This window comes from Shewanella sp. MBTL60-007, from assembly GCF_019654915.1.
In the GTDB taxonomy this organism is placed as follows: Bacteria; Pseudomonadota; Gammaproteobacteria; order Enterobacterales; family Shewanellaceae; genus Shewanella.
On sequence record NZ_BPET01000003.1, the window covers coordinates 79,299 to 91,379 of the forward strand.

Below are 12,081 nucleotides of genomic sequence, written 5' to 3' on the forward strand. Positions count from 1 at the left end.
TTCCATGAACCTTTATATCCCTGTACCTAAAGGTACATCTCCATATTGCCTTGGTTATCCATTTACCAAGCTTGCTCTTTCCTGAGCGTGTCCGATGTCATCCTTGAGAATCCATTCAACTGCTTTCCTTAGCATTCTACCTTCCTAGATAGTAAACCTTCCATCCTAGAGTGTTTATCCGCTCCTTGGTAGTATCCTTAAGGTATCAATCCATCAACACCAGATTATCCTAACCTTCCCTGCAACATACTTCCTTGTACAGCTAAATAATAATTCAAAAGCTAACTTAAACATCAGCTTAAACATTTACTTAACATACCCCTTAACAAGAAAGAGCATACCACTGCAGCGTAAATATTTGTATTTAAAGGAAAAGATTTATTTCAGCAACAAAATTTAGGACTGATTTCTCACACATTTGTAAGAGATCTCGCACATCAACTAAGCCAATAATCTTAACTATGAGCTTAAACGAAGAAAGGGCGCACCATTCGGCGCGCCCTAGCACAACTTCACTTAAGCTTTCCCGCTATATATATGCGTTCCCTGCGTCATCCTTGGTTAACCAGCATCCTGCATCTTCCTTGAAAATCCCTTTTTATCCCTGTACTAAACGTACTAACTCCCTTCATTAGCTAATCCTAAGCTAAATTCCTCTTCCTGAGGTTGTCCTTTTATTGCATCCTGCAAAACCATCATATTCGGCTAAAACTCGCTATCTCTGCAGGTTTTAACTAAAAATTGCTCTCTAACAAAAGAGGTCAACGCCATCCTAGCCTCAATCTCTTTATACTTATAAGCTTACAACGACAGCCAACTTTTTATCTGCACCTAAGCTTGCAACACAAAAGCGCAACCAGAGATTAACAAGCCTTTTCATGAGTAACCCATTGTAATTAAACAACTTAGCTTTAACTTGTAAACAATGTCCGTATCTATCTCAATTCATTTCCCACAACAAGGTGAGATATCTCGCACAAAGAAGTTATCTCAAAATGAATTTATAAGTGTTTTCTTCGAGTTAAGGCTTGATACAACATGAACCAATCAGCCATAAAACTGTACAGAGGATACTTAAACGTTGCAGGGCGATTTTTTTCAAAAACAAAATGGCCAACCCAAGCAAAACCATAACCGATAATTGGCAAGGCCAATAACATCCCCCATCGGGCCGTCAGCAAGCTAGAGAAAAGTACGAGCAACACCAAAACACTCCCGATGTAATGTAAGACTCGGCATGTCTTGTTTTGATGTTGTGATAAGTAAAATGGATAAAACTCAGCAAAAGAGGAATAGTATTTACTCATTGACTAAGCCTCTATAGAACAAGAGTTCTCCGCTAACCTTACCGATGCTAAGCTTCTCAATCTTCTCGAAGCCGTGATGAGTAAATAGCGTAATATGAGCCGGATGATTGGCGAAAACCCCTACACCATCGAGATGTGGTTGTTCATCACACCAACTCAGCACGGCGTTAACCAGTCGTCCGCCATACCCCTTGCCCTGTTCATTGTTAGCGATAGCGATAAATTGCAAAATACCGCACTGATTACTGGGTAAATTGTCGATGATCTGATTTTCTTTATTAATAATTGCTTGAGTTGACTGCCAACCAGTGCTGAGCAACATTTTTAAGCGCCAATGCCAGTATCTCGCCTCCCCTAATGGCACTTGTTGGGTCACTATACAAGCGACCCCCACTAGGCGCTCCCCAACAAACATACCGATTAGCGCTTGCTCCTGTTGCCACAGTTCATTCAACTCCTCACGGATTGCCCCCCGCAATTTTTGCTCATATTGCGCTTGGTCACCGGTAAAAAGCGTTTCTAAAAAGAATGGGTCATCATGATAAGCGTTATATAGAATAGAAGCGGCAATTCTTAGGTCTTCTGCTGTTAGATAAACAGCGCGGCACTCTTCCATAGCTTGATTCTCCATTTCACATTCCTTGATCTAGCTCACACTCTATCAATGTAACAAGCTTATAAAAAAGTGCAATTAATAATCAATTTAAAGCCTTAATACCAATGCTTAATCAGCCATATTGGTATTAGAAATAATGCAGACAGCAGAAATATATAAGCCATAATTAAAGGATAGAATCGCAGAAACGTTAGGTATGAAAGTGGACACAACAACAAATGATTTGGCTCATCTGTTTTTACAGCTAGGGCTAGAAAGCGAACAAAGCGCTATTGAAACCTTTATAAGAGAGCATTCCTTACCGAGTGAAATGCTGCTACATGAGGCTCCGTTTTGGAATACAGCACAAAAGCATTTTCTCGTAGAATCATTAGCGCAAGATGCCCAGTGGTCAGAAGTAATCGACTATCTGGACACCCTATTAAGAAAGCCTTAAAGATTGATTAAATCTTACTATAGGCCATTTGGCCCCAACCAACGACCGCATTGTTACGGATCACCACTGGCGTACATTCGTCTTTAGTGGTTTTACCGTCCCCATGGGTACGCTGGGTGCGATAGAATAATACATAAACTTCTTTATCTTGTTGGATATAAGCTTCGTTGAAGTCGGCAGTTCCCATTAAGGTGGTCACTTGATCTTTAGACATGCCTAAGGATATTTTCGCTAAGTTATTACGGTTCTTCTCTTGGGTCTTTTCCCATGCGGCATTACTGTCCCAACCAGATTCCCCATCTCCAACATTGACCACGCAGCCCGTTAGCCCTAAGCTTGCAATCCCAAAAAACGCTAAACCTAATAATTTTGTTTTCACTTTAACTTCCTGTATTAACATTGCTTTTAGTTTTAATTAAAAAGCAATTAACATGCCAAGCATCAAGCTACTGTTTTTGTTTGAATTTATTTTAAAGTAGACATTAGGTATTATACTGTGATTAACAAAAAGACTAACGAGTGAGGAATTTGACTAACCATGAGTCCATTAGAACAAGTACTCAGCGCAGCTAAGAAGATCAGTGATGAAGGTAGAACACCGACCCTCGCACTCGTTAAGAGCAAACTTGGCAGTAACATCCCCATGCCGATACTGATCCAAGGGTTACAACAGTTTAAAGCCATGAGTGCGGATGATATTAAAACACTATCGGCAGATTGTTCAGTTCAACCTGCAGAAGATGCTGCCGAACTATCTATCGCCGCTAATCAGGCAGATAAAATTACTAGGCTCGAACAGGAGCTTACCGAATTAAAAGCTGAATTTAACTTGCTGAAAAAGCAGTTAAACAAATTGGAAAAACAGTGTAGCGACACCGAAGGACATAAATAGAATGCATGTGGTTGAGTTAAGATTCGAGTGTTTTGATAACACCACCATTAGCGCAGCAGAGAAAGCTATTAATGGGTTGCTCGAGGCCTATCGCGCCAACGGCCAAGTCCTAGGGCGTGAGTTTGCCGTAGCATTCAATGAAGGTGAATTTAGAGTCAGGCTGCTAACGCCAGAAAAGAGCAGTCTCTCAAAGCGTTTCAATAGCCCTTGGGTTGATACCGCGCTAAATGAGCTAACCGATGCAAAACTACTGGCGCCACGCGAAAAATATATTGGTCAAGACATCAACTCAGAGGTCTCGAGTCAAGACAACCCAAGCTGGCAGCTACTATATACCAGTTATGTCCATATGTGCTCGCCTCTGCGAAACGGCGATACACTGCAACCCATACCTCTATATCACATTCCGCCAACAGCCAATGGCGATCATAAGCGTTTGATCCGCTGGCAAACAGAATGGCAGGCCTGTGATGAACTACAGATGGCTGCCGCCACAAAGGCAGAGTTTGCCGCGCTAGAGGAGCTAACCAGTCACCAGAGTGATCTATTCAGACGCGGATGGGATCTGCGCGGACGAGTCGAGTATTTAACGAAGATCCCGACCTACTATTACTTATACCGTGTTGGTGGTGAGAGCCTTGCGGCAGAAAAGCAGCGCCCCTGCCCCAAATGCGGTAGCAAAGAGTGGCTTCTGGACGAGCCTTTATTAGATATGTTTCACTTTCGCTGTGAGACTTGCCGCATAGTGTCGAATATCTCATGGGATCATTTATAAGGCGCTATGGCTTCCTCAGAACATGCCTTCCCCATAAAAAATGGCTCAATATTGAGCCATTTTTTTTATTACATCTAACGCATCAATTATTTGCCACGCAAATTGCGCCACATCAACTTCATTCGCTGCCAAATACCTGGGTGATCTAGCTCAGGCATAGACTCCTCTATCGGTTTAACCGGCGGCGTGACTCTTGGCGTGAGCAAACCAATAAATTCATCTAGCGATTCAGCAAGCTTAGTGCTTTGAACCTCTCCTGGGATCTCAATCCAAACACTACCATCGGCGTTATTCACGGTTAGCATCTTATCTTCATCATCTAAAACACCGATAAACCAGGTTGGCTCCTGCTTAAGCTTTTTCTTCATCATCAAATGGCCGATGATATTTTGCTGCAGGTACTCAAAATCGGTTTGGTTCCATATCTGGATAAGTTCACCACTCCCCCACTCTGAGTCAAAGAACAGTGGTGCAGAGAAGTGACGACCATAAAAAACATTGATCTCAGGTGAAAGGGTCAATTCAAGCGCCGTTTCGACGTTATCAAACTGACCCGGAGTTTGACGAACGACCGCTTGCCAAAACACGGCTCCGTCACTATCCATTTTGCCTACAACACAGTCAGACTCTTGCTCTTGGGCATAATATCGTGGCTGCTCGCCAAGTTTATCTAGGTAGGCTTGTTGATATTTAGATAAAAAAAGATCTAAAGCGGGTAAAGAAGACACTGAAGACAGTTCCAAATCAGTTATAATAGGGGTCTATTTTGACATGGAAACCGTATTGATGACACAACATCATGACCCCTATAGTAACGCCCCCGAACTTTCTGAATTAACATTAGGAAAATCGACCGGTTATCAAGAGCAGTATGATGCATCTTTACTTCAAGGCGTACCGCGTAAATTAAACCGTGATGCAATAGGCCTGACTCAAGAGTTGCCGTTTCATGGCTGTGATATCTGGACTGGATACGAGCTCTCTTGGCTAAATGCCAAAGGCAAACCTATGGTTGCCATCGCCGAGTTCAGCCTAAGTTTTGACAGTAAAAACTTGATTGAATCTAAGTCATTCAAGTTGTATTTAAACAGCTACAATCAGACTCGATTCGATAGCGCGCAAGCCGTACAGGAGCGATTAACTCAAGATTTAACTGCCTGCGCCGATGGAACAGTCACAGTTAAGGTTATTGAGCCAAAACAGTTCAGCCACCAGCGAATTGTTGAGCTACCAGGCACCTGTATCGATGATCTGGATATTGAAATTGATGACTATAGTTTCAATCCGGACTACTTAGTCGATAGTGTCGATAATAAAGCGATTGTCGCCGAAACCCTAACATCTAACTTGCTAAAGTCTAACTGCTTAATCACCTCACAGCCCGATTGGGGTACGGTAATGATCCGCTATCAGGGTCCAAAGATTGATCGCGAAAAGTTACTCAGATATCTCATCTCATTTAGACAACATAATGAGTTTCACGAGCAGTGCGTTGAGCGAATTTTCGTTGACCTTAAACGTTACTGCCAATGTGCCAAACTCACTGTTTATGCCCGTTATACTCGTCGTGGCGGTTTAGATATCAACCCATATCGTAGCGACTTTGAACATCCAGCCGAGAATCAACGTCTCGCTAGACAGTAACCAAGCCGCAATAAATACCTGTAACGTTCTGCATTACAGGTATTTTTTTATCTACCCTTCAATACTAAAACCTTGCGCTGCTCCGCAGTGCTATCGCTTGATTAAGTAAGTCTCTTAACCAAATATTAGCTGGATTTTGCTGCAGCTTATTGCTCCATACCATATGATATTCGATAGGCTCGGCTGCAAAAGGAAGTTCAAATACCTGTAAGCCGAACATCTGTGCATACTCATCGGCATAAGACTTAGACGCAATAGCTAAGGCATCACTTTTAGAGGCCAAAGCCATCATACTCAGAATTGACGACTGCTCACTGTGCATCTTACGTACTGGTAAAACCTGCTTAGTTAATAGGTCGGCAACGCTTAAATTATCCCGGCGCATCTTAAAAATGATGTGTTTCTCATTAAAGTACTGTTCCTGTGTGATAGCACCTTTTATACGCGGATGGCCTTTTCGAGCAACACACACCAGTTTATCTTGCATCACCTTTTCACTCTTAAAAGAGCTCGATTCAGGCAACCAAATATCCAGTGCTAAGTCGACTTTTTCAAGTTGCAGATCCATCTGCAACTCCTCTTCAATTAATGGCGGCTCGCGAAATACGATACTAATCGACAAGGTCTCGAGTAAGTGCTCAACGACTCCCTGTAGTAATAAAATCGCCGATTCACTGGCATACACATAGAAGGTACGTTCACTGGTACAGGCTTCAAATACCTCAAAGCTTGAAGCAACCTGTTCGATTTCAGATACCGGACTCGCTAGCTGCTGATACAAGTTCATCGCACTCGCCGTTGGCTTAACGCCTCTGCCAACACGAATAAACAGCTCCTCACCAACCGATAGCTTAAGGCGTGCAATAGCGTTGCTCACCGATGACTGAGTCAGGTCTAACTCCTCTGCCGCGCGGCTAAATGACGAGGTACGATATACCGCAGTAAAAATGCGGAACAGATTAAGATCGAATGACTTTTGCTGTGACATAAATAATTCCGCTTACTGCTAATAATAGCCATCATAATATTCATATTATAAATATTAAAAGTAAAGTCTACGCTAATTATTAATCAAAAAACTATCACTATACTGGCTACATTCAATCGAAAGACGTCTTTTTTGACTAAGCTTATCCGCTAGGATCAAGACGCATGTTTTGAACTAAATTAATTTACTAAGGGGAACTTATGAAGCAGACTCTAGTTGCACTCTCAATCTTGTCAGTATTCTCGTTTAACGCAGCAGCAGCCCAGCACGAACACGATCACATCACGGTGCATTACCAAGGTAAAGAAGCCACCGAGCACACCATTGCACACAACAAGGCAGTAGCCGATACCCTTAACTTTGCCGATACCCGCGCATTCGAGCAATCCTCCAAGAACCTCGTTGCTAAGTTTGATAAGGTAACAGCGGATATTCTAAGAGCCGAGTTTGCCTTTATCAGCGACAAAACGCCGGACTCGGTGAACCCGTCACTCTACCGTCAAGCTCAGCTTAATATGGTGCCTAATGGCTTATATAAGGTCAGTGATGGGATCTATCAGGTTCGCGGTACAGACTTATCTAACTTAACCCTTATTCGCAGTGATAACGGCTGGATTGCCTATGATGTGCTGCTAACCAAAGAAGCGGCCAAAGCATCACTGCAATTTGCCCTAAAGAATCTGCCTAAAGATGGCGACTTACCTGTCGTTGCCATGATTTACTCCCATAGTCACGCCGATCACTTTGGTGGTGCCCGCGGAGTACAAGAGATGTTCCCTAACGTCAAAGTCTACGGCTCAGATAACATCACCAAAGAGATTGTCGACGAAAACGTACTCGCAGGTAACGCCATGAGCCGCCGCGCCGCCTATCAATATGGTGCCACCCTAGGTAAGCACGATCACGGTATTGTCGATGCCGCATTAGGTAAAGGTCTATCGAAAGGTGAGATCACCTATGTGGCCCCTGACTATACCTTAAACAGTGATGGAAAATGGGAAACCCTCACCATAGATGGCCTAGAGATGGTCTTTATGGATGCATCGGGTACCGAAGCAGAATCAGAGATGATCACCTATATTCCCTCCAAAAAAGCACTTTGGACTGGAGAGCTCACCTATCAGGGCATGCACAACATCTACACCCTACGCGGCGCAAAAGTCCGTGATGCGCTTAAGTGGTCGAAAGACATTAATGAGATGATTAATGCCTTTGGTAACGATGTTGAAGTGCTATTTGCATCCCACTCGGCGCCAGTCTGGGGCAACCAAGATGTTAATGAGTTTCTGCGCTTACAGCGTGATAACTACGGTTTAGTTCATAACCAAACACTAAGATTGGCTAACGATGGCGTAGGTATTCAGGATATCGGGGATGCGATTCAAGACACGATTCCAGAGTCTATCTATAAGACCTGGCACACCAATGGCTATCACGGTACTTATAGCCATAATGCTAAGGCGGTGTATAACAAGTACCTAGGTTACTTCGACATGAACCCTGCTAACCTAAACCCACTGCCAACCAAGCAAGAATCCGTAAAGTTTGTCGAATATATGGGTGGTGCCGATGCGGCGGTAAAACGCGCTAAAGATGACTACGCACAAGGTGAATACCGCTTCGTGGCAACGGCTCTGAATAAAGTGGTAATGGCCGAACCTGACAATGACGAGGCACGACAACTGCTCGCCGACACCTATGAGCAGCTAGGCTATCAATCTGAAGGAGCGGGCTGGAGAAATATCTACCTAACTGGTGCACAAGAGCTCAGAGTGGGTATTCAAGCTGGTGCGCCTAAAACTGCATCTGCAGATGTGATTAGCGAGATGGATATGCCGACGCTATTCGACTTCTTAGCGGTTAAAATTGATAGCCAGCTTGCTGCAAAACACGGCTTAGTGAAGATGAATATCATCACCCCAGACACCAAAGATATTCTCTATATTGAGCTCAGTAACGGCAACTTAAGTAACGCAGTGGTCGATAAAGAACAAGAAGCGGATGCAAATCTCATGGTTAATAAAGCCGATGTGAATCGCATTCTACTGGGGCAAACTACGCTTAAAGCCCTATTAGCAAGCGGCGACGCTAAGCTAACTGGAGATAGCGAAGCCTTTAGCAAAATAGTCGAGAGCATGGTGGAGTTCAACCCCGCCTTTGAGATTGTGCCAACACCTGTGAAATAGCACTCTAATCCTCTTCACAGACAAAACAGGGCGCATTCAGCGCCCCGTTTTTTATTATTCACTGTTAAGCATTACGATTATTAAACCCTTTCTAACAGTATTTTCAAGTCGACTTTCATCGCCTTGATACTTGCTTGCTGACACTGGCCAACACTGATTGCAAATCGGTAATTATCATCTAAGTGTCCGAGGCTGCAATGCCAATTCATCGCGTCTTTCATCTGCGCTAAAAGCTGTTCGCTCGCAACTTGCTCACTACTTTCTTGCAGTGTCGAGAGGCCAATATTTTGCTTTAGGCGTATAGGAGAGGTACTTAGCTCACTCGTGATGGAATGAGCTGAGGGAGTAACACTTTGAATAACATCAAGCTCGAGTTCGCTCTCAATTAAAGTAGAGAAGTCAAACGCAAAAGATTTAAGCGATAGCGCTAAGCCCAATCCCTTAGCTTTAATGTAGGACTCTTTTAACGCCCATAGATCGAAGAAACGTTCTCGCTGCAACTCAATTGGCAATGCCAGTAACGCCTCTTTCTCTGGCTCAGAGAAGTAATGGCTCAGAATCGCATGGATATTAGTACTATCACGACACCGCTCAATATCAACGCCAAACTCTAACGAATTTGAATCTTGCTCCCCCCGCCTATTGCTAGAGAGCTGCTTGCAGATCCCTACAACCAACCAATCACCGCTATGGCTTATATTAAAGTGAATCCCGGTATGTAAAAATTGCGCTTGGCTTAATCTAGGCTTACCTTTCTCACCATACTCGAAGCACCACTCACTTGGATGAATGGCGCTATGTAAAGATAATAGTGCTCGCAAGTAACCCCTCACCATCAAGGCTTGCTCTTTAGCTTCTGGCTTGATGTAGCGGTTAACTTTATCGATTTCACTTTGAGGAAGCCAAGTGCTAATTAAGGCTGCAGACTCACTATCAAGATCAGCAATGTTTAATGGGCAGAAATAGAGTTTTATTGCAGTAGATTCAGACAAGACCAGCTCAAATATGCGTTTAGGTATATGGGCTATTGTGGCCTGTTTTAACGAAAAACAACAGCCACAAACTCAAATGGCACCACAATAGCTCAATAACAAAACCTTTCTATTAACTCATTAATGTTGCCTGAACTCTATCAGGAACCACGTCATAACGACTAAAGCTCATTGAGAACTGTCCCTCTCCACCCGTCATCGATTTTAACCGAGTCGAGTAGTCAGCAACATTCGCAAGCGGCGCTTCTACAGTCACCTCAACCATACCGTTGGTTTGCGCCTGAGTGCCACACACCATGCCTCTAGACGCACTGATATCACCAGTGATCTCCCCAACATAGCCCTGCTCTACGCATATTTGCATATCGACAACAGGCTCAAGTATCACAGGTTGTGCCGACGTAACAGCTTCCATAAAGGCACGCTTGCCCGCCATGACAAATGCTATCTCCTTCGAGTCCACACTATGATGCTTACCATCTAATACCGTGACTTTAATATCCTGCATTGGGAAGCCGCCCAAGCCACCTGCTAACATGGCCTCACGCACGCCTTTCTCTACCGCAGGGATATACTGGCTTGGCACAGAGCCGCCAACCACTTTACTGACAAACTCAAACCCTTGGCCACGGGCCAACGGCTCAACCATCAATTCGACTTCACCAAATTGCCCAGAGCCTCCGGATTGCTTCTTATGACGATAACGGGACTTAGCCTCTGCCATAATCGTTTCTCTATACGGCACTGCTGGAATTTCGGTTTCCATATCCACATTAAATACAGTTTGGGCCTTTTCTAGTGCAATTTGCAGATGCAGATCTCCCTGTCCCTGCAACAGAGTTTGTCCCTGTGCATCACCTCGAGTCACGTGTAAACTGGGATCTTCAGCCACCAGCTTATTTAACACCTCAGATAGCTTTTGTTCGTCTCCACGGCGTTTAGGTGAAACCGCTAGGCCAAAAATAGGCTGAGGTAACGCGTTCTCTGGCATATGAAAATCATCTTCGTCATGGCTATCGTGCAGCACAGCGCCTATCTCTAATTCATCGACTTTCGCAATTGCATAGATATCTCCCGGTATCGCTTGAGCCACATCAATCTGCTTCTCACCTTGCAATTTGATCAAATGAGCCACTTTAAATGGTTTACGTCCTTGGCCGATATACAGCTTCATTCCCACATCAATCGTGCCTTGATATAAGCGAAACACTCCCATTCGTCCAAAAAATGGGTCAACCGCAACCCGAAAAACATGTGCAAGCACGTGGTCATTTGCACTCTGATTGACTGTGACAGCTTTAGCGCTATCGCCAAAACCTTTTACAAATTGCGGTGGGTTAGCCTCTAGAGGGTTGGGCATTAACTTAACAAGGATCTCTAACAGTGAACTGATCCCGATCTCTTTTTCGGCGCTGGCAAAGCAAACTGGAACTAAATGGCCTAAACGCAGAGCCGTTTCGAGGGGGGCATGAAGCTGCTCTGGCGTTAACGATTCACCCTGATCAAGATAGAGCTCCATCAGCTGTTCATCTTCTTCAAGCACGGTATCGACTAACTGATCTCGCGCAGCTTCGGCACCGATAAAAGCAGTTTCAGCTTGGGGGTCACAATGTAAATAGCAATCTACCACACCATCACCTGCAACATTTGGCAAGTTAACCGGTAAGCATCGCTGACCAAACTGTGTTTGAATATCTTGTAGCAAAGGCGCTAACGCCGACTCATTGCCATCAATATGATTAATAACTATGAGGACCGCTTTACCTTGACTGCGGGCAGCTTCAAAGGCTCTTTTAGTTATTGCCTCTATGCCAACGCCTGCGTGGATCACTAGTACAACAGACTCGACACCTGGTAGCGGTAATAAGGCTCGACCAAAAAAGTCGGGGAGTCCGGGAGTGTCTATTATATTGATATGGTGGTTAGCGTAATCGAGATTGAGGAATGAAGGTTCTAAACTATGGCGATGGGATTTTTCTTGGGCGGTAAAGTCAGCGTGATTTGTACCTTTATCGACCCTGCCTTTTAGTGTTATCGCCTCTGCACGAAAAAGAAGCGCCTCCAACAGAGAGGATTTTCCAGATCCAGTGTGTCCGAGCACAGCCAGGTTTCGGATTTGCTCAGTAGTAAATTCAGCCATCTTGGCCTCCTTTTTTTACATTATTTAGTCAATCCATTTTCAATTTGCAATCTTCATTGAGCGAATTCTAATCAGTATAGACCTCTGTAAACTGGTAATATTTGA

12 protein-coding genes are annotated in these 12,081 nt (G+C 44.0%); 5 read left to right on the forward strand and 7 right to left on the reverse strand.

Annotated elements, in window-relative coordinates; translation table 11 throughout:
* Positions 1–1,001: 1,001 nt before the first annotated feature.
* On the reverse strand, positions 1,002–1,307 hold the full coding sequence (locus tag K5Q92_RS01730; RefSeq protein ID WP_220767333.1) for a DUF962 domain-containing protein: 306 nt from the start codon (positions 1,305–1,307) through the stop codon (positions 1,002–1,004).
* Positions 1,300–1,938, reverse strand: a complete 639-nt coding sequence (locus K5Q92_RS01735; RefSeq protein WP_220767334.1) for a GNAT family N-acetyltransferase — start codon at positions 1,936–1,938, stop codon at positions 1,300–1,302. Before K5Q92_RS01735 ends, K5Q92_RS01730 begins: the two co-directional genes overlap by 8 nt.
* Positions 1,939–2,119: 181 nt before the next feature.
* On the opposite strand from K5Q92_RS01735, the gene K5Q92_RS01740 reads away from it, so the two are divergent.
* Positions 2,120–2,359 carry a DUF2789 domain-containing protein gene (locus K5Q92_RS01740; protein WP_374758427.1) on the forward strand — a complete coding sequence of 80 codons (240 nt, stop codon included), beginning with the start codon at positions 2,120–2,122 and terminating at the stop codon, positions 2,357–2,359.
* A 7-nt stretch (positions 2,360–2,366) separates the two neighbouring features.
* On the opposite strand, the gene K5Q92_RS01745 is transcribed toward K5Q92_RS01740, so the two are convergent.
* Positions 2,367–2,759 (reverse strand): DUF3192 domain-containing protein, encoded by a 393-nt coding sequence (locus K5Q92_RS01745; RefSeq protein WP_220767336.1) that lies wholly within the window; start codon positions 2,757–2,759, stop codon positions 2,367–2,369.
* Positions 2,760–2,897: 138 nt separating this feature from the next.
* Here K5Q92_RS01745 and K5Q92_RS01750 point away from each other — a divergent pair, with 138 nt between their 5' ends.
* Positions 2,898–3,251, forward strand: coding sequence for a DNA-binding protein (locus K5Q92_RS01750; RefSeq protein WP_220767337.1), 354 nt, complete (start codon positions 2,898–2,900; stop codon positions 3,249–3,251).
* Position 3,252: 1 nt separating this feature from the next.
* A complete protein-coding gene (locus K5Q92_RS01755) occupies positions 3,253–4,026 on the forward strand; it encodes a Zn-ribbon-containing protein (protein WP_220767338.1) in 774 nt (257 codons plus the stop codon).
* Positions 4,027–4,112: 86 nt separating this feature from the next.
* Here K5Q92_RS01755 and syd read toward each other — a convergent pair whose 3' ends face one another.
* The gene (gene syd, locus K5Q92_RS01760; RefSeq protein WP_220767339.1) at positions 4,113–4,754 is read right to left on the reverse strand and encodes a SecY-interacting protein; all 642 of its coding nucleotides are present in this window, start codon (positions 4,752–4,754) and stop codon (positions 4,113–4,115) included.
* A gap of 58 nt (positions 4,755–4,812) precedes the next feature.
* Here syd and queF point away from each other — a divergent pair, with 58 nt between their 5' ends.
* Positions 4,813–5,670: an NADPH-dependent 7-cyano-7-deazaguanine reductase QueF gene (gene queF, locus K5Q92_RS01765; protein ID WP_220767340.1), complete on the forward strand. Its 858-nt coding sequence runs from the start codon at positions 4,813–4,815 to the stop codon at positions 5,668–5,670.
* 64 nt (positions 5,671–5,734) lie between these two features.
* On the opposite strand, the gene K5Q92_RS01770 is transcribed toward queF, so the two are convergent.
* The gene (locus K5Q92_RS01770) at positions 5,735–6,658 is read right to left on the reverse strand and encodes a LysR family transcriptional regulator (RefSeq protein WP_220767341.1); all 924 of its coding nucleotides are present in this window, start codon (positions 6,656–6,658) and stop codon (positions 5,735–5,737) included.
* A gap of 200 nt (positions 6,659–6,858) precedes the next feature.
* Between K5Q92_RS01770 and K5Q92_RS01775 the strand changes: the two genes are divergently transcribed.
* Positions 6,859–8,844: an alkyl/aryl-sulfatase gene (locus K5Q92_RS01775; RefSeq protein ID WP_220767342.1), complete on the forward strand. Its 1,986-nt coding sequence runs from the start codon at positions 6,859–6,861 to the stop codon at positions 8,842–8,844.
* A gap of 80 nt (positions 8,845–8,924) precedes the next feature.
* Here the strand turns inward: K5Q92_RS01775 and K5Q92_RS01780 are convergent, their stop codons facing one another.
* A complete protein-coding gene (locus K5Q92_RS01780) occupies positions 8,925–9,836 on the reverse strand; it encodes a 4'-phosphopantetheinyl transferase superfamily protein (protein WP_308443565.1) in 912 nt (303 codons plus the stop codon).
* 112 nt (positions 9,837–9,948) lie between these two features.
* Positions 9,949–11,976 carry an elongation factor G gene (gene fusA, locus K5Q92_RS01785; protein ID WP_220767343.1) on the reverse strand — a complete coding sequence of 676 codons (2,028 nt, stop codon included), beginning with the start codon at positions 11,974–11,976 and terminating at the stop codon, positions 9,949–9,951.
* Positions 11,977–12,081: the final 105 nt, after the last annotated feature.